This is a genomic window from Parafrankia sp. Ea1.12, from assembly GCF_900465275.1.
GTDB lineage: Bacteria > Actinomycetota > Actinomycetes > Frankiales > Frankiaceae > Parafrankia > Parafrankia soli.
Genome location: NZ_UBIZ01000173.1, coordinates 1 through 18,112, shown reverse-complemented (window position 1 = coordinate 18,112; position 18,112 = coordinate 1). Strand labels below are relative to the sequence as shown.

Genomic DNA, 18,112 nt, shown 5'->3' with positions numbered 1-18,112 from the left:
GCCCCCGGCCAGCCGACCGGACAGCAAGATCCATCGACCGGCTTATCACGATAACGGACCCGGACACGTCGTCAGGTGCCGACGTCCGTACGGGCGCCCGGCACGGCCCGGCAGGCCTCAGTCGGGCCCGGCGAGCACCCGCAGGCCGAGGATCGCGACGTCGTCGTCCTGGCGCCGGCCGGTGAGCATCTGGTCGACGATCAGATCCACCAGGGCCTCGGGCCCGTCCTCGGGGGCGTGCTTCTCCGCGGTGAGCCGCAGCCGCTCGAGGCCGTCGTCCAGGTCGAGATCCCGGGACTCGACCAACCCGTCGGTGTAGAGGACCAGGTGGGAGCCGGCCGGCAGGAGGATGCGCAGCTCCGGGCGCGGCGAGGACTCCGCGCCGCCCGCCCCGATCAGTACTCCGGCTTCCGCGCTCGACAGCCCGGCGGCCGGGGTGCCAGTGGGCGGCGCGCCGGTGGAACCCAGCAGGCGGGCCCGCCCGTCCGGAGTGAGCAGGAGCGGCGGTAGGTGGCCGGCGTTCGCCCACCGCATGAAGGCGGGAGCGGCGGCCCCCTGCGCGAAGCCGGCGTCGTTGACCTGGATCCAGGCGTACAGGCAGGTCGCGAGCTGCGCCATCTCCAGGCCCTGTACCAGCCGGTCCAGCCGGTCGAGCACGATCGCCGGCCGGTGGCCCTCCCACGCGTACGACCGCAGCACGCTGCTGAGCTGGCCCATCGCCGCCGCGGCCGCGATGTCGTGGCCCATCACGTCGCCGATCGCGACCCCGGCCGCCCCGTCGGGCAGCGCGAGCACGTCGAACCAGTCGCCGCCCACGGTCGCCGTCGCCGCGGTGGGCAGGTAGCGGGCCGCGAACGCGAGGCCGGGCAGCTCGGGGATCGTCGGCAGCAGGGAGCGCTGCAGTGACTCCGACACCGTGTGCTCGGCGCGGTACAGCCGGGCGTTGTCGATCGCGGTGCCCGCCCGCCGGCCGAGATCCTCGGCGAGGCGCAGGTCGTCCGCGGTGTAGGAGCCCGACGAGCGGGCCATCACCAGCGCGCCGAGCACCCGGCCGCGGGCGAGCAGCGGGGTGGCGACGGCCGTCGCCAGGCCCAGTTCCTCCAGCAGGCCCACCAGCTCGTCGGCGCGGCCTTCGGGGCGCAGGGCCGCCCGCAGGCCCTCGGGGTCGATGCGTTCCCGCAGCACGGGACGTCCGGTGCGCAGCACCTGGACCACGGCGCTCGCCGCGGTCGGCAGCTCGGCCTGCAGCAGCTGGCTGCGCTCGGCGATCGTGCGCAGCCGGGGGTCGCGGTGATGCGTGATGACCCGGCGCGGCCCCATGGCCTCGGAATCCGTCCTCGTCGGCGCGGAGCGGGGCGGGAGGACGTGCACGGAGCACCAGTCCGCGGCGGTGGGCACCACGGCCTTGGTGAGCCGGTCGAGCGCCTCACCCACGTCGAGGGTGCCCGAGAGCAGCTCGCTGACGTCGGCGAGCAGCTGCAGCTGGGCGGTGGCGCGCTCGGCGTCGCCGCGGGCGGCCCGTTCGCGCTCGAACAGCCTGTCCCGCTCGAGCTGGGCCTCGACCCGTTCGGTGACGTCGGTCTGCACGCCCACGAAGTGGGTGATCTCCCCCAGCGGGTCGAACACGGGGCTGATGGCGAGCTCGTTCCAGAACGGCGTGCCGTCCCGCCGGTAGTTGCGCAGCACGACCACCACGTGCCTGCCCGCGGCCAGCCCGGCGCGCAGCTCCGCCAGCGCCGGCTGGTCGTCGTCGCCGTTCTGCAGGAACCGGCAGTTGCGCCCGACCACCTCGGCCAGGCTGTAGCCGGTCACCCGCTCGAACGCCGGGTTCGCCCAGATCAGCGGGTTGTCGGGTTGCCGCGGGTCGGTGATCGTGAAGCACGCCCCGGTGGCCTGCAGCGCACGGTCGCGGATCTGCAGATCCAGCCACTCCGGCACGGGGCCGACTGCCGACGCAGGAAGGTCGGCACAGTCGGTAGCCGGCCGCGGATGGCCGTTACCGGCTCCGTCGGGCGATCCCACGTCGACAGCGTGCATCCCCTGGGCCCTGTCCAGGTCCGGCCCGACAGAACATGTGGATCGCGATAGGTGACCTAAGTCACATAGGGCGACTGGGTAGGCGGGTCATGGACGGCAAGATCGGTGTTCGTGGGTGTAGCGGGGGGCAAAGCCGGAAAGGACCCCCGTGCCCCACATCTTCCCTGGAGGTAGTCATGGGACTGCGTTACACGCGCCGGCCGCGCTACGGCCCCTTCCACGTGAACGTCAGCGAGAACGGGGTCTCCTCGGTGACCCTGAAGCTCGGCCGCGTCTCCTGGCGGGTGTGGTCGAAGAACCGCCGCGGCGGGCTCTCCAGCGTCGACCTTCCCGGTCCGTTCTCCTACCGCCGGGACGGCCGCCGCCGAGCCTCCGCCGGCCGCTGACCCGCCTCGCGCGTCCCACGGCGCGCATCGTCTATTCCGACATCGTGGCCGCGCTCGCGTTCGCGGGAGTGGCCGGGAGCGCCCCGGCGGACAACGGCGCCTGGGCCGTGGGCGCCTGGGCCGTGGCGGCCAGCGCCGCGCCCGTCGGGCGCCGCTCGACGAGCAGCAGGGCCAGATCGTCGTGCAGGTTCCCACCCACGTGCCTGGTGAGGGCGCTGGTGAGCCGGTCGAGCGCGGCATCGGGCGGGACGTCGCGCAGCAGGTCGACGTGCCGCTCCAGGGGGAAGAAGGCCCGCTCGCCGTCCCGGGCCTCGATCAGCCCGTCGGTGAACAGCAGCAGGCGGTCGCCGACCGCCCAGTCCGCCGTCGCGGTCGCGAAGCGGTCGCCGAGGCCCAGCGGGGGTGAGGACGGGCAGGTCAGCGTGGTGGTGGCGGTCGCCCCAACCAGCAGCGGCGGATGGTGGCCCGCCGAGCACAGGCTGAGCCGGCCGTCAGGGTAGATGTCGACCAGCAGCGCCGTCACGAAGTCCTCCGGCTCGGCCTCGCGGCCGACCGAGCGGGCGCAGGCGGCCGCGACCTGCCCCTGGTCCAGCCAGGTCACCGCCGCCTCGCGGAAGGCGCCCAGGACCACCGTCGCCAGCCGCACCGCGGGCAGCCCCTTGCCGCGCACGTCACCGATGATCATGCGGATCGTGTGCGGCGTCGCGACCACCTCGTAGAGATCGCCGCCGACCGAGGCCTCCTTGGCGGCGGAGAGGTAGCGGGCCGCGAACCCGGCCCCGTGCAGCGCGATGGGCACCTCGGGCAGCAGAGCCCGCTGGGCGACCTCCGCCACCGCCCGGACCTGCTGGAGCTCCGAGCTGCGCCGGTTACGGCTCACCGACACGTAGACGGCCACCGCGACCTGGGCCGCGACCAGGATGCAGGCCGCGATGTGCTGACCGTTGCCGAACCGGTGGTCCCACCACCCCGAGGCGACGGCCATCACCTCGGCGGCGAGCCCGACACCCAGCGTCGCCGCCGGAGGACAGGTCACCGCGGTCACCAGGGCACCGAGCCCGAAGTAGCCCGCGGTCGACAGGTCGGTGACGGCGCCTACCGCGACCGCGGCACCGAGAACCAGCAGACCAGCCCCCCACTGACCCACGAAGTCCCCGATCCGGGGTACCACGTTGCTGAGCATGCGCCATTGTCCAGGGCGCAGAGGCCCGTTCGCGGGCGACCTCCAATTTTGTACCCCCGATGGCACCTCCGGAGGTCACCTCGAGTGAGCTACAAGGTGCTTCACGTGCCGGTGTCCCGCTGTGTGCATCCGGCGGTGACGATCCGGATCGGCCGCCAGCCTCCGGCCGCAGGCGCCTCCAGCTCAGACGCCTCCGGGTCAGGCGGGCGTCGAAGCCTCCAGGCGGCCCGGCCGGCGCGTGTACCAACGCTCGACGTCCTCCAGCTCGGCGGCCAGGGAGATCAACGGCCCCTCGCCGCCCGCCGGGCCCATGAGCTGGGCGCCGACCGGCAGCCCGGCAGGCGTCAGCCCGGCCGGGACGTTGACCGCCGGCCAGCCGAGGACGTTCCACGGCCAGGTGTACGGGCAGGCCGCGACGATCGCCTGATCGGTCTCCCAGTTCGTCTCCCGGTTCAGTTCGCCGACCCGCGGCGGCGGCACCGCGGTGGTCGGCGCGAGCAGGACGTCCACCGTGCGGAAGACCCGGCCGATCCACGCCCGGGCCGGTGCCTCGGCGGCCCGGGTCAGCCCGAGCACCGGCCGCAGCGCCCGCCCGTTGCGCGCGTTCGCCACTGTCCGCGGATCGAGGAGCTCGGGGTTGGGCACCCGGTGCGACCAGTCCCGGATGCCGTCCATCGAGCGGGGCAGGAACAGCAGGCCGAGCAGGCCGTACGGCGGCTCGACCGGCACCACGTCGTGCCCGAGCCGGGCCAGCACCTCGGCGAGGCGCTCCACGGCGGTGCGGACAGCCGGATCCAGCGCGGCCGACATCCCGCTGTAGGGGACGCGCAGCGACAGGCCGATCCGCAGCCGGGGCGGCGGGTGCTCGGCCGAGCGCAGGAAGGTCTCCGCCGGCACCGGCGGGCGGTCCCGGTCCACCGGGAGGCTTCCGCTGAGCAGGTCCAGCAGGAGGGCGCCGTCCGCGACGGTCCTGGTGAGCGGGCCGAAGGTGGTCAGCCCGTTGAACTGCTCGGTTACCGGCGCGCTGGAGATGCGCCCGCGCTGCGGCTTGATCCCGACGAGATGGGTCCAGGCCGCGGGGATGCGGACCGAGCCGGCGCCGTCCGACCCGATCGCGGCGGGGACCAGCCCGGCCGCGACGGCCGACGCCGCGCCGCCGGACGACCCACCGGGGGAGTAGTCGAGGTTCCACGGGTTGCGGGTCGCGCCGAACGCCGCCCCCTCGGTGAACGGCCACTGCCCGAACTCGGGCGTGTTCGTCTTGCCGACGATGATCGCGCCGGTGGCCCGCAGCCGCCGGACCATCTCGCAGTCCTCGGTGGCCGGCGGGAAGTCGCCGGCCGCGCCGAAGGCGGTGGGGAGGCCGGCCATGTCGGTGTCGTCCTTGATGGCCACCGGGACACCCAGCAGGGGGAGCCGCTCCCCGGTGTCGAGCCGCCGGTCAGCCTCCTCGGCCTCCGCCAGCGCCTCCTCGGCCCGTAGCACCCGGAAGGTGTTCAGGGTCGTGGATGTCGCCTCGATGCGCTCCAGGCAGGCGGCGACGAGCTCCCGGGAGCTCATCGACCCGGCCGCGAGTCGCCCGGCGAGCTCACGCAGGCCGTACAGGCCGTCGAGCCGGCCGTCGTCCGCACCCACACCCGCGGTATCCGACATCAGCCACCTCCTGGACGCGACGCGCGCGGCGGAAGCCGTGGGGGAACGGTAGCCGACCTCGCGCCGCGGCCCCCGCCCTTTGTCCAGCACGAGACGTACATGGCATATGCCGGCCGGCGCCCCGCTCGCCTCCTCCGGTGTGTACTGGGCTACATCGGCCGGTGGACGTCCGGCCCGTGGGCGGGGGCCTCGGGGGCCTCCCAACGGGGCGGAACCGGTGGCGCGCAGGACATCCGCGTCGGCGGCCATCGCGGACAACGGTGTGTGGTGACGGCGATGCGTGGACACATCGCGTTATCTACGGCGGATCCATGGGTAGTTCGTCGGCAGGACGCGTGCGGGCAACCCAGAAGTCGCCATCCGTTCAGGCACGCGAGAGTCCCCGATTCTGCCGAGGAGAACCAGAAGATGAACGAGGGCATGAATCCCCCGCGTACCGATCTGACAGGCCCCCGACCGCCGGTCGTGGCCGCGCCCGAACCGGCCGCCGTGCCGGCCGCCGTGCCGGCCGCCGTTCCTGGTGCCACGAACACCGTTCCTGGTGCCGCGAACACCGCCCCGGATACCGCGCACACCGTTCCTGGTGCCGCGAATACCGTGCCCGCAGCCGGAGCCGCGGTCACCGAGGACGCGGAGGGTGCCGACATCCGCCGCAGGTTCAACGAGATGACCGCCGGGCTCGCGCCGCATGTGGCCTCCGCCACCGAGAAGACGCGCGACGCGGCCGAGAAGGCGGTGGGCGCGGTCCGGGAGAAGGTCGGCCACAACCCCACGCTCGCCTCCGCGGCGGAGAAGACGGTCGAGGTGAAGGACCGGGCGGTCGGCACCGTGAGGGAGCAGATGGAGCAGCACCCGCAGGTCGCGGCCGCCGCGGAGCGTACGGCGGCCTCCAGCGGGAAGGCGGCACGGACGGCCGGCCAGCAGGCCCGCCGGCATCCCGGTGCCACCGGGGGCGCGGTCTTCGGTGGCGCCGTGCTGCTCCTGCTCCGGCGGTCGGTGCGCCGCCGCCGGGCCACGAAGGCGGCGAAGTCCGGCAGCTGAGGCGGCTTCGTGCCGAGCCGGTCCGGCGGCGTGGGCGCTGAAAGCATCCGCAAAGCGGTGGATCCGGTTCTCGCCGGACAAAGTGTTTGCGAGTTCCGGTGCGGGGCAAAAAGCTGCCAACAACCTCGGTAAAGGAGAAACCACTGATGCTGACTTTCCTCGTCGTCATGGTCCTGCTCGGTCTGATCGCCGGCGCGGTCGCGCGTCTGGTTCTCCCCGGCCCGGATCCGATCGGAATTCTCGGCACGATCGCCGTAGGCATCGTCGGGTCTTTCGTCGGGGGTTTCCTCGGCTACGTCCTGTTCAACAAGGACATTGGTGAAGGCGCGCTCCAGTCGTCCGGCATCATCGGTTCCATCATCGGCGCGATCATCGTTCTGGCGCTGTGGAGGGCCTTCAACGGCCGTGGCCTCTCCCGCACCTCGCACAGCCGTCGGTACGCCCGCCGGTAAGTAACGGCGAGCCGGCGACTGACAGCGGTTTGGCGCCTGACGACGGAAAAGGGCCGCTACCCCGAGATCTCGGGGTAGCGGCCCTTTCGGTGTCCGCCTACCGGCGGCTCACCTCGACGAGGGACGGTCAGGCGCGTGGCTGCCGTCCGCCTCGCGGGGGTTGGGAGCGGTCAGACCGGAGCCGTCGGTCGGGCTGGAGCCGTCGGTCGGGCCGGGGGCATCGGTCGGGCCGGGGCCGTCAACCAGGCCGGAGCTGTCGGACGGGGAGTGCTCGCCGGTCTCGCTGAACGCACGGGAACGCTCCTCGGCCTCGGCACTGCCGGCGAAGAGCCGGGCATCGGAGAGATCCTCCGGCTGGGCGGCCGTCGTGCCCGGCTCGGCCCTGCCCCGCTCGGCCTCGCCGGCCCTGGCCTGGCCCAGGCCGGCCTTGCCCAGTTCGACGCGGTGCCCGTTGGAACGCGCGCCGCCCTGGACTCCGGCGCGGGCGCCGGCCGCCGTGGCGTCGATCTCGATCCGGGTACGCGGCAGCGCCGCCGCGTGGTTGTGCCGCAACCAGTCGACCAGCGCCTCGCGTACATGGCAGCGCAGGTCGAAGACCGTCGGCCCGTCGTTCCCGCTCACCAGCACCCGGATCCGTACGTGGTCCCCGACCGCGTCGGTGACCTGCAGGACGCTGACCCGCCCGTCCCAGAGGTCGGTGCTCTCGACGATCCGGTGCATCTCGGTCCGCATGTCGGCGACGGGCACCGACCAGTCCAGGTCGAACTCCACCGCGCCGAGCACCGCGGACTCCCGGCGGGTCCAGTTCTGGAACGGGTTGGTGGTGAAGTAGGTCGACGGCAGGATCAGCCTCCGGTCGTCCCAGATGTGCACGACCACGTAGGTGAGGGTGATCTCCTCGATCCGGCCCCACTCGTCCTCGACGACCACCACGTCGTCGACCCGGATGGCGTCGGTGAAGGCGAGCTGCAGCCCGGCGAAGACGTTCGCCAGCGACGTCTGCGCCGCGAGCCCGGCGATGATGCCGACCACGCCCGCCGACGCCACGATGCTCGCGCCGGCGACCCGCACGCTCGGGAAGGTCATCAGCATCGAGGCGACCGCGATCACAGTGATCACGACGACGGTGATCCGGCGCAGCAGGATCACCTGGGTACGGATCCGCCGCGCGTGCCGGTTGTCGGCGACGTCCATCCGGTAGCGCGACAGCGCCAGGTCCTCCACGACGAACGCCAGCACGCCCACCACCCACGCGAGCGCGGCGATCTGCGCGAGGCCGAGCACGCGGATGGTGGCCGGCGTCCACGACTGCTCCACCGTCGCGTTCGCCGCGATGAGCAGCCCCAGAACGACGAGCGTGAGCCGGGCGGGCCGGCGCCCCCGTTCGGCGAGATCCTCCACAATCCGCGAGTGCCGACCGATCCGCCGCAGGATCCGGTGTACGAGCAGGGACGCCAGGTAGCCGATGACGGCCGCCCCAGCCATGATCACGAGTACCGCGAGATCGGAATCCGTGCCATCCATGGTGTCCATGCTGGAGAACGGGTCGAGCGCAGTCCGGTCCGCCACGGGCAAAGCTCCTTCGAATCAGGTGCGTTTCCCGAACCAGTGCCCGTTTCATCATGGTCTGACCAGGTGACGCCCTTCACAGCTTCGCTGGCGGAGCACCGGCCCGGGGTGGCCGCCGCGGGCCTGGGGCCGGCTCGACCGGCGACGTCGATCGACGGCCTCACCGCGGTCAACCCGGCCGCCTCCCTCTCGGCCCCTCCCCCGGCCGCTCTCAGCCGTCCCCGGGCCCGCCCTTGGCCGCCCGCGGCCTCCAATTCTTGTCAAAAGTTCGCCCCGTTGCTTTAAAGCAGCTAATCCCGCCATTTGGCGGTGACTATATGTCGGCTGGAAGTCATCTGTTTTACGGATTGTGCGCATCCAGTGAGGCATCATCGTTGTATGCCGTCGTATCCGGTTGGGTCAGCGCCAGGCGCCTTCGTGCCCGCCGAGGACGCCTCCGACCTGCGCGGTAGTCTTCCAAGCGCGGCCCTCCGCCGAGGCGTGGCGCACCGAATGCCGGAAGGCCGCGGGGGTAGCGGGAGTACTGGATGGTCCATGGGCCGTCTCAGGTCGACGGGTTCGCGCTCTTGTCTCCCGCGGGCCGGCATGTCGACAGGCCGGGAAAATCCAGGAGGGGCGAGCCGTGAACACGGTCAAGGTGAGGACGGTCGTCGAGGCGGACCTCTCCGCGCTCAGCCGGATCGACCGGCAGATCTTTGGCCGGCTCGCGTACCCCGAGTTCGTCCTTCGCCAGCTCTTCGACGTCCACCAGCAGGAGATCCTCGTCGCAGACGAGGCGGGCGAGCTGCTCGGGTACTCGATAGCCGTGCGTTCCGGGTCCGATGCCGAAACGGATCTCGCCCACTTCCTGGCCCTTGGGGTGGACGGCTCCCGCCGCTGCCAGGGTGTCGGCCGCCTGCTGGCGCTGGAAACACTCGAAAGTCTCTACCTTCGTGGTGTGCAGCGGGTGCGCCTCGCTGTGGCACGCGACAACCCGGTCGCGATACACCTCTACCGCTCACTGGGCTTCGAGCAGACTGCGGACGTCGACAGCTATTACGGAGCGGACGAGCCGCGCCTTCTGTTCGAACTCAACCTGGACCGGAATCCGCAGGGCGACGCGGACACGGTCCGTCACGTGCCGCGCTCTGCCACGCACTGACCGAAACGGCACCGACCCGTTCCTGGACGGGTAGCCGAGCCCGGTCTGTTCGGGAGCGCCAGGCGGACCACTGTTCTCCCACGCCCTTTCGCCGCCGCCGCTCTGTGTCCGCCGCGGCGCCTGCTGCCGCGATGTTTGGCCGTGGGTGCGGGCCGTCCGCGGTCGGCTGTGGGCGGCCCGCCGCCACGCGGAGCGTGTGTACGCCTGCTCGTGGCCGCTCTTGCTGGCCCTCGGCCGCCGTCCGGCCCGACTGTGGCCCGGTTCAGAACAGTGACGCGCGCAATTCGTGGGAGCCGCTGTGCACGTAGAAGAAAATGAGAACCCGATGGGCAACGCCGGGCAGCGGTGGGACGAGTTCGATCCCGACCTGTACCACGCCCACAACTACGCCGTCCTGCGTGACGACGACCAGGAAATCCTCGAGGGCGTCCGGGATTTCTTCGCGACCTTCGCCGCGGCCGCGGCGACCGCCGCCGATCGCCCGCTCAACGGGCTGGACGTGGGCACCGGCAGTAACCTCTATCCGGCGCTGTCGATGCTGCCCTGGTGCGAGCGGATCACCCTGCGGGAGCATTCCGCCAGCAATGTCACGTGGCTGGAGAACGAGGTCCGGTCCTACGGCACCGCCTGGGACCCGTTCTGGAAGGTGCTGACCCAGGAACGGGCCTACCTCGGTGTGGATGACCCGCGCCGGGCGCTGGCGGAACGGGTGGTGGTCGAACAGGGAAGCGTCTTCGAGTTACCCCGCTCCAGGTGGGACATCGGCACGATGTTCTTCGTGGCGTGTTCCATCTCCGAGCAAAGGGAAGATTTTCACCGCGCCTCCAGGTGCTTCCTCGACGCGCTTATGCCCGGCGCGCCCTTCGCGATGGCATACATGGAGAATTCCAGAGGGTACGAGGTCGGCGACATCCGCTTCCCGGCGGTCTCGTTGAAGATGGACTACATCGTCGAAAGCCTTGAGGCGACGGCGACCGATGTGAAGGCGGACCGGTTCGTCGGTGCCGAGATGCTGCGCGAGGGATACGAAAGCATGGTCCTCGTCCGCGGCCGTACGAGAAGACGGGAGCCGGACGGCTCCACCACGGCCGCGGACGCCTAGCGGGCCCGGACGTCGAGGAAGAAGGGGGACGGCGTTGGATATCCGACCTAGGCAGCTTCTGCTGGAGATGTGGGAGGCCGCCGCCGAGTACTCGTACCAGGGCGGCGGATGGAAGTTCAGCGGCCGGGCCGAGTCGAACTCCACCAGCGACGCAGAACAGCTGCTCTGCCTCATGTACCCGTCGTACCAGATGCCCGGGATGGAGATCGTAAAGCCGGACGAGACCGCCAAGGACGTGCGAGTGGCGCTGGAACGCATCGGTGATGCGCGCCAGATCCCGCAAGTGCTGGTGCGGGCGCTCAGTGAGTATCTCGAGCGGTATACGAACGAGCGGGGCGCGCCGGTCTTCTCCGGCGGTTCGTATTTTCAGCCGGTCGGCCAGGGCGAGCCACTCACCCCCGAGCAGCGCGCGTTGGAGATAGTCGACTCGTTCTCGATGTCCATCACGCTGTCACTCGCCATTCTCGGTTTCGTCCGCGAGTTCCGGCCGACGGTGCGGCGCGACGCGTTGCTCGCCGAGATGCGGGAGCTGGAGAAGGCCGCATCGCGCCGGCTGACCGCGTCGATGGTGGGAATTCTGCGTAGTTTCACGGTGCGGACCTTCGCGGCCTACTCCGAGGAGGGGCGGGCGTTGTGCGACCTGGTCAACACCGAAGGGAAGTCGACCGAGAAGGTCCTCGACGAGGTCCGCGACGCGCTGGTCCCGGCCCGTACCTCGTTGCGCGAGCTGAAACTCGGTGTGGAACTGTCCGCCGAAGCAGTGGACGACGACAGCGTGCTGTTCGAGTGCGGCTGGTCCTGGGGCATCATCCGGGATGCCCCCCCGGTCGACGCGGGCACGGGCGTCGTGGTCGACCAGTCCCCGGGTGTCGCTCAGGCGAAGCCCTCCCTGTACTTCACGGTGGTCGCACTCGACGGCATCTCCGACCTCTTCTCGGCGCGCACCCGACAGCTCGGCCTGATCAACCCGGATCAGGAGGGCCTGGTGGGTGCCCTCCAGCTGCGTTCGAACCTGGCGCAGCTCTACTGGTCGACCATCGCGCGCCTCGGCCGGTCCCGCTGGCCCGTCGAGGAGGTTCCCTGGCGGAGCGCGAACCCTGCGGACGAGGGGCCTGAGACGGACTACGACACCCTGCTCGCGGCCTCGATCACGATCGAGGCGCTGGCCACCGAGCGAGCCCGGGACGTCGACATCGCGCGTATCGCGGACGTCCTGGCGGAACTGGCCGTGCGGGGTCGGGTCACCAGGCGGGCGAGGCTGCGCGAGCCCGCGATCGAGCTGCACGTCCCGGGGGTACGGCTCCCGCTCACCGGCGCCGAGGACCTCGGGCCGGCTATGGAGTGGCCGGTGGCGGACTTCTCGACCGCGTTGCTCAAGCGGGTGGCGCGGACCGCGGCCGTCACTCGTGACAGCGCGCTGCGAGATCGGTTGGTCGGCCTTGCGGACGAGATCTGGGACCGTCACGTGCGGCTCCGTCAGCTTTCCGACGGTCCCGGCGCCGGGCTGTGGGATGACATCAGCCTGTTCAAGCTGTCGCCGACGGACAAGGGGCCGTCCTGGTACTTCACCGAGCGGGTGATGGAGGCGCTCGTCACCGTCGCGGCGGTCTCCGTCGCGCGTCCGTACAGCGCCCGGCTGGCCGACCTGGCGCTGGACATGCTCGCCGAGGCCGACCACCTGCACACAGCCGAGCTGCTGCGGGAGTCTCCGACATCCACCGTCCCGGCCAGAACCCAGCTGCACGGCATTGGGGCGAACCTGCAGCGGGCGCGTGAGCTGCGTGAACGCCAGCCGGCGACGTCGATCGCGATCGTGCAGGCGGCGCTGCGCGATCTCGACGCGCTCGCCATGGCCCGGCGAGCCTGAGGGCCCGGCTCCGATGATCATATTTGCGACGTCCGACAAAGGCGGCACCGGTCGCTCCGTGACGAGCTGCAACGTCGCCTATCGACGCGCGATGCAGGGCAGCGACGTCTGCTATCTCGACTTCGACTTCGGCTCGCCTACCGCGGGCGCCATCTTCGGTGTGGAGGCGGCAGGGCAGGGCACGGCTACCGGCGGCGGGCTGCACGAATACCTCGCCGGGCGGACGGCCGAAGTGGACCAGCTGGACGTCTGGGGGCAGTCGGAGCTGGGCGGGCCGCGGGCAAGACCGCTCGGAGCCGGCAGGCTCACCCTGCTGCCGGGTGACTCCGGCGGTGGGGAGTTCCCCGTCGACGCGACCATGGCCCGGCGGTGCAGCGATCTGTTCCTGCGCCTCGACGAGGAGTTCGAGCTCACCCTCGTCGACCTCAGCGCCGGCCGGTCGTACGCGACGGAGCTGGTGCTGCGTGCCACGGCCGACCCGGCGCTCGCTGAGAAGACCGCGCGCTGGCTGGTGTTCCACCGGTGGACGCGCCAGCACATCGTCGCCGCCGCCGGCCTGGTGTTCGGCCCGCACGGCATCCTCGAGACGGGGATGGATCGCGGGCACAGGCGCCGCGAGCTGGAGGACACCATCCGGTTCGTCCGCACCGCCGTGCTCGAACCAGACTCACCACAGTTGGCCGTCCTGCGGGCGGAACAGTCGGTGTGGCTGCAGTCGTACAACACCGACCTGCAGAAGCTGGCGGCGAAGCTGCGCCTCGGCCGCAGCGTAATGCTCGGCTCGATCCCGCTCGACCCGGTCCTGCAGTGGCGTGAGCAGATCATCGTCGAGGACGACATCTCGACCACGCGGATCGCCAACGAGGAGACCGGACAGGCGTTCGAGGACCTCGCCAAGCGCCTGACAGACGACAGCGCGTGGGAGGGGCTCTGACACACGTGGAACCATTCTCCGGCGGGCCGACGACCGTGCCCGGGTCCGCGGTGTTCCGTGAGACGAGCGCCGTCGAGCGCACCGTGGAGGTCCCGCTGGCCCATCTGTCGGTGGAACTCGGCCATTTCTACCCGGAAGACCTGGCGGGCGGCGCCGGCGTACTGGCGGAGCATTTCCGGCGGATAGCGCCGTGGGTGGACCGGCCGCGGCTGGGCTCGCTCGCCGGCGGCGCGGGTGGCGCCGCCCGTGCTGGCCGGGCCCCCCGGGTGAGCACCTGCCTGCTCGTCGACGACTACTCCGACCAGGGGAAGATGCCGCCGCCGGCAGCAGTGGTGCCACAGCTGCTCGCCGCCGCGCGAGCCCAGGACATCGTCATCGACTACATCGCGCGGGAGTCGGCGTGCGCCGCCGCCGAGAACGTACCGTTGGCGCGCATCGTCGAGGGAGCGCTCGTCGCGGACCCGCCCTACGGGGCGAACGGCTCGCGTCCGACGCTGAACGAGACTGGCTGGCTGTGTAACGGAGCCCGCTCGCCGTCCACCACCGGGACAAGGGCGATGGGAGTCGCGGAGCCTTGGCAGCCGCCGACGGAAAACGGCTCGCGCCGCCACTCGGTCTTCCTCGATGTGGAGCTGTGGAGCGAACACCGCGGGCACCATGCCTGGTCGTGCGCCTTTCTGGCGGCGGTGTGGCAGCTCCTGCGACTGGGCCTGCTGCGGGCCGGTGGCGAGACGGTGGTCCGCCCGGTGACGGTCGATCCCGCGGACCTGCCGGACCGCTGGGCCGACTTCCCATCGATCGGCCGCCTAACCCCGGCCCCTGCGCCTTTCTGCGCCTACCGGACCTTCTCCGTGCTCGATACCGGCTACCTTCCGGTCGAGCACGCCGTGCGCGTGATCCTCGGCCAGGTGGGGGTCGACTCGGCAGCGCTCTCGGCCACGGAACGTCGTGCGGGAGCCGAGGGCATCGCGCTGCCGCCTGAGCCCGCGGACCGTCTTTCCTACTTTTTTCTGGGCCGTTGATGGCCGCTCCGAAGGCGACGGCTGTTCCGAGGGCGCCCAAGGCGCGCGAGCTCGCCGAAGAGCTGGACATGTTGGTCGGCGAGGTCCGTACCACCCTGCTGCAGAACTCCCACCGCGTCGGCGCCACCACCGTCGCCGCGCTGCTGGACATCGTGCCGGGAGGCCGGGTCCGCAGCGCTACCAGGCCCGTCGCCCATGCGTTCTCGCCCGACGTACGGGTGGGCGTGCACTGCCCGCTCGCCACCATCTCGGGCACCAGAGCAGACGGTGCGGGAACGGCCGTGGCCCGAGCGTCCGTCACCGGGGGCACAGTCCTGCAGGCCTCCACCCGGGCCAGGCTCACCCGAGCCGCGGGCGAGCGCAGACTGCCGTGGTCGCACTATGTGGCGAACCCGGGGATAATCGAGGTCGCCGGGCGCACTGACGCGGACGACCTGGCTGCGGGATTCCTGACAACACAGACCCGGGCATCCCTCGATCTCGGCGCGGTCAGCAGCCGATTGCTCAGCCGCGTTCAGCGCAGGCCGGGTATCGACCGAGTCACCTCGTTGCGGGCGCGCCGAACGCAACTACGATTCGCCGTCACCTGGCGGTCTTCTGATTCGGCCGTGCTGCCACAATTATTGGGTGCGCAGCGGAGGATTTCCGATTTCCCCTCGGTCCCCACCGGGTCGGCGGAGTCGTTTCACCGGAACAGCGAGCCGGCTGCTTCCGTCTCACCGGTGAGCGTCGAGTTCACCATCCAGGATGAAACGTTGCGTACGCTGCGGCTGCGGCTCGGGAGATGCGATCCGTCCGACGTCGTGGCCGCGTGCGAGGACCTCGCCCTTCACGACTGGCTGCTTTCCACGGTGGAGTCCCTGCTCGATAACAGTCGGATCGGGGTTGATTCCGCCCAGGAGGTGGTGCGGCGCTTCCGTCCGGTGATCGATCACCTGCTCCACCTGTGGATGCCCGGGGCGAGGGTCGCCGAGGAGCTGGCCGAGGTGTGGGCCGCGCTGGAAAGACGTCCCGGCTTCTCGCGGGAGTGGTCCAGCCTGGTCGGGCGGATCAGGGATCAGCTCGCGCTGGCAGGACTCGAGTCGTCGTCGAGCCTGTCCGCCTTGGCACGGGTCGCGGGCGTCTGCCAGGCGGGAGCTGAGGAGGACTCCGTCGGCGCGTGACCGAGGTCGAACAGGGGGAGGTGCAGGTGAGCGCGGCGTTCGGATGGTTCGGCTTGGCGGTCGCCGTCGGGGGCGCCGTGTTTCTACCGGGTTTTCTGCTCGGTGGGGAGATCGCCTGGGTGGCCATTCTTGCTGTCCATCCAGGCGGCGTCGTACCTGTAGCGCAGCGTAAGGATTTGTCATGCTCAGGTGCGTGCCGGGGTGGAGGTTTGGGCGGTTGACGTGGGCGGGGTGGCGGAGCCGTCCGGCGCGGAAATTCCGGGCCCGATTCCGGACAATTTCATGTTTTTGATGAAGAAGTGAGTTGTGGGGGCAGTGGTGTCGAAGGCTTGACAATGAAGATCCGCTCCAATCCAATTAATATGCGGGAACGATCGACTCAGTCCTCCCGTCTCTGGGATGCCGCTATCAGTCTCGATCATTTTGGGTGCTCCTCGCCGGACTAGAAGCCAGCTCCTCCTGGATTTCGGGCGGACACCGGCCGAGGAAGGCGTTCGCTGGAGCTTCGGAAACACTCCTACGGCGTGTTGAGAGGAAGGGAAGAGTGTCTGTGGTCAGGATAATCAGGCAGGTTGCGGTGGCGGTCGCGACCGGCGGTGCTACTTTTCTGCTGAGCTATTTACTCGACGGAGAGATGACCTGGACAATGATGCTCTCCGTCTTCATCGGCGGTGTCGTCCTTGTCGTTCAGCACCTGGTAGACGTCGAGAGCAAAGTGGAGGCGGCCGCGGACGCGCAGGCCGAGCGCCTTTCGGGGTTCGAGCGGCGGTTGGACCGGGTCGACCGCGGCGTACGCCTGCTGGAGTCGCTGGAGAGCTCGGCCGTCGAGGCGGCTGTCCCCGGAGCGCGGCCCATCAGCGGGCTGGTCGAGCGGTCCGCGAAGTTCGTTCCCCCGTCGCCCGTTCTGGGCCGGCTCGTGGCCGAGGAGATCCGGGCCATGAACGAGCTTCTTCGCGGCCTCGAGGGCGATTCCGCGACCTGCCAGGGAGAGGACCGCGACTGGATCCTGGCGCTCACCCGGGGAGCCCAGCGGACGATCTCGGCGACCAGCACCACCGCTGCCGACGGTGGGCGACGCAGTTTCAGCGACGGATTCTGGAAGAGTGAGCTGGGCCGCGCGTATCTTGCGGCGCAGCGGGAGGCAGTGGGTCGCGGCGTTAGCGTCCGGCGGGTTTTCATCCTCAACAGCGAGAAGATCCGGCGCAATTCGGATTTCGTCAAGATCTGTGAGGATCAGCGTAACGCGGGAATCATCGTGCACAGTGTCGTGGTGCCCGGCGGCGACCAGCTCGGCAGCGGCGGGACGGGCTGGCGCAAGACGTTCCGTGACTTCATTCTCTTCGATGACGAGGTCAGTTACGAGGTGGAGGTCGGTGCCCTGCAGGGCGCCAGCATCACGAGCACCCACCTGAAGTTCGACCGGACGCGCATCGGTGAGCGCATCGCGCTGTTCAACGAGATCTGGGCCGAGGCGCAGGCGGCCGCGGCCGCGGACGAGGCCGCCCGGCGTTCGGCGAGCTGACGTCGACCGGGGGCAGTCAATCCGCCAATCCGCTCAGGCGAGTACGCGGGGCGCGGGGTTGCCGGGTGGGAGGAAGCGGTGCATGACGTAGAGGTCCACGTCGCCGTGCCACGGGTGGCGGTACGCGGCGGGCAGGGTGCCGATCACCCGGAACGCCAGTGATCTCCACAGCGCCACCAGCCGGGTGTTCGCGGCGACCACCGAGTTGAGCTGCATCGCGCGGTAGCCGAGGTCGGCGGCGTAGTCGACCATGCCCTCGGCGGCCGCCCGGCCGACCCCGCGGCTGCTGGCCAGGTCGGTCCCGTAGCCGCCGGGGCCGAACGCGCCCCCGCCGAAGTTGACCACGGTCGGGTCGACCAGCAGCTGGGCCAGCGCCACGTGGTCACCCAGGCCCGGCTGGCTGGGGGTGAGCAGCGCCGTCGCGACGACACGGGTCGAACCGGGGCCGTCCTCGACCTCCATCACCAGCACGTGCGCGGGTGCCGGCAACATCCACAGGCCCCGCGCGCTCCGCTCGTCGGTGCCCGGTGCCCACATGCACGTCTCACCCTCGGCGACGACGGCCTCCCAGACCGGCCAGATGGCCGGCCAGTCGCCATCCGCTGCCCGACGTGTCCGCACATACCGATCCTGCCCGTGAACGCACCGAAATGGGACGTCAGCTCTCCGCGGGGGTAGCGCGTTCGACTGAGAATCCCGTGCATCCGCCCACCCCGCGGACGCTGCCTTCGACGCGGTCGGGCGTGCCGGCCCTCGGGGTGCCCGTGAGATTCACCATCTCGTAGCCGGCGGGGCGGCTGACCCATTCGTGACCGTCGAGCCTTATCTGACCGCCCTGAACGGAACCGGTCATGGTGAACGAGCCACGGGGAACAGTGGGGTTCTCCGGCAGCGGGTAGAAGTCGAAGGTCGCGGTGAGCGCGGCCGGGCCGGTCCCCGCGATCCGCAGCGACAGACCGGTGGTTCCCTGAGCACAGGCATAGCTTCCCCGCCACGCCCCGTCGACCACCACCCCGGCCACGACCGGCCCGCCCGCGGAC

The 18,112-nt window shown here is 70.7% G+C and carries 16 protein-coding genes; 10 read left to right on the top strand and 6 right to left on the bottom strand.

Going from position 1 to position 18,112, the window contains the following annotated elements; all coding sequences use genetic code 11:
• Positions 1-117: 117 nt before the first annotated feature.
• A complete protein-coding gene (locus FMEAI12_RS05135; protein WP_160144235.1) occupies positions 118-1,938 on the bottom strand; it encodes a SpoIIE family protein phosphatase in 1,821 nt (606 codons plus the stop codon).
• Positions 1,939-2,213: 275 nt separating this feature from the next.
• Here FMEAI12_RS05135 and FMEAI12_RS05130 point away from each other — a divergent pair, with 275 nt between their 5' ends.
• Positions 2,214-2,423, top strand: a complete 210-nt coding sequence (locus FMEAI12_RS05130; protein ID WP_020464302.1) for a DUF4236 domain-containing protein — start codon at positions 2,214-2,216, stop codon at positions 2,421-2,423.
• Between the two features lie 31 nt (positions 2,424-2,454).
• Here FMEAI12_RS05130 and FMEAI12_RS05125 read toward each other — a convergent pair whose 3' ends face one another.
• Positions 2,455-3,606 (bottom strand): PP2C family protein-serine/threonine phosphatase, encoded by a 1,152-nt coding sequence (locus tag FMEAI12_RS05125; RefSeq protein ID WP_112105152.1) that lies wholly within the window; start codon positions 3,604-3,606, stop codon positions 2,455-2,457.
• A 198-nt stretch (positions 3,607-3,804) separates the two neighbouring features.
• Positions 3,805-5,259 carry an amidase gene (locus FMEAI12_RS05120; RefSeq protein ID WP_112105151.1) on the bottom strand — a complete coding sequence of 485 codons (1,455 nt, stop codon included), beginning with the start codon at positions 5,257-5,259 and terminating at the stop codon, positions 3,805-3,807.
• A 408-nt stretch (positions 5,260-5,667) separates the two neighbouring features.
• Here FMEAI12_RS05120 and FMEAI12_RS05115 point away from each other — a divergent pair, with 408 nt between their 5' ends.
• A complete protein-coding gene (locus FMEAI12_RS05115) occupies positions 5,668-6,300 on the top strand; it encodes a hypothetical protein (RefSeq protein ID WP_235013714.1) in 633 nt (210 codons plus the stop codon).
• Positions 6,301-6,446: 146 nt separating this feature from the next.
• Positions 6,447-6,752, top strand: coding sequence for a GlsB/YeaQ/YmgE family stress response membrane protein (locus FMEAI12_RS05110; protein ID WP_200835189.1), 306 nt, complete (start codon positions 6,447-6,449; stop codon positions 6,750-6,752).
• 108 nt (positions 6,753-6,860) lie between these two features.
• Here the strand turns inward: FMEAI12_RS05110 and FMEAI12_RS05105 are convergent, their stop codons facing one another.
• Positions 6,861-8,321 carry a mechanosensitive ion channel domain-containing protein gene (locus FMEAI12_RS05105; protein WP_112105150.1) on the bottom strand — a complete coding sequence of 487 codons (1,461 nt, stop codon included), beginning with the start codon at positions 8,319-8,321 and terminating at the stop codon, positions 6,861-6,863.
• Positions 8,322-8,943: 622 nt separating this feature from the next.
• Between FMEAI12_RS05105 and FMEAI12_RS05100 the strand changes: the two genes are divergently transcribed.
• The 7 genes from FMEAI12_RS05100 (at position 8,944) to FMEAI12_RS05070 (ending at position 17,072) form a co-directional block, all read left to right on the top strand.
• Positions 8,944-9,462, top strand: a complete 519-nt coding sequence (locus FMEAI12_RS05100) for a GNAT family N-acetyltransferase (protein WP_020464296.1) — start codon at positions 8,944-8,946, stop codon at positions 9,460-9,462.
• Positions 9,463-9,787: 325 nt separating this feature from the next.
• Positions 9,788-10,564 (top strand): SCO2525 family SAM-dependent methyltransferase, encoded by a 777-nt coding sequence (locus FMEAI12_RS05095; protein ID WP_200835188.1) that lies wholly within the window; start codon positions 9,788-9,790, stop codon positions 10,562-10,564.
• Positions 10,565-10,598: 34 nt separating this feature from the next.
• Positions 10,599-12,431: an SCO2524 family protein gene (locus tag FMEAI12_RS05090; protein ID WP_071067104.1), complete on the top strand. Its 1,833-nt coding sequence runs from the start codon at positions 10,599-10,601 to the stop codon at positions 12,429-12,431.
• Positions 12,432-12,444: 13 nt separating this feature from the next.
• Complete coding sequence (locus tag FMEAI12_RS05085) at positions 12,445-13,365, top strand: SCO2523 family variant P-loop protein (protein ID WP_020464293.1); 921 nt, start codon at positions 12,445-12,447, stop codon at positions 13,363-13,365.
• Positions 13,366-13,370: 5 nt separating this feature from the next.
• Positions 13,371-14,387, top strand: a complete 1,017-nt coding sequence (locus FMEAI12_RS05080) for an SCO2522 family protein (RefSeq protein ID WP_083391422.1) — start codon at positions 13,371-13,373, stop codon at positions 14,385-14,387.
• On the top strand, positions 14,387-15,550 hold the full coding sequence (locus tag FMEAI12_RS05075; protein WP_112105148.1) for an SCO2521 family protein: 1,164 nt from the start codon (positions 14,387-14,389) through the stop codon (positions 15,548-15,550). The genes FMEAI12_RS05080 and FMEAI12_RS05075 overlap by 1 nt, the downstream gene beginning before the upstream one ends.
• Positions 15,551-16,127: 577 nt before the next feature.
• Positions 16,128-17,072, top strand: coding sequence for a hypothetical protein (locus tag FMEAI12_RS05070; protein ID WP_020464290.1), 945 nt, complete (start codon positions 16,128-16,130; stop codon positions 17,070-17,072).
• Positions 17,073-17,105: 33 nt separating this feature from the next.
• Here FMEAI12_RS05070 and FMEAI12_RS05065 read toward each other — a convergent pair whose 3' ends face one another.
• Both FMEAI12_RS05065 and FMEAI12_RS05060 read right to left on the bottom strand, forming a co-directional pair.
• Positions 17,106-17,693 (bottom strand): GNAT family N-acetyltransferase, encoded by a 588-nt coding sequence (locus FMEAI12_RS05065; protein ID WP_112105147.1) that lies wholly within the window; start codon positions 17,691-17,693, stop codon positions 17,106-17,108.
• Positions 17,694-17,730: 37 nt separating this feature from the next.
• Positions 17,731-18,112, bottom strand: a 382-nt coding sequence (locus FMEAI12_RS05060) for a hypothetical protein (RefSeq protein ID WP_112105146.1), incomplete at its 5' end; no start/stop codon positions are given.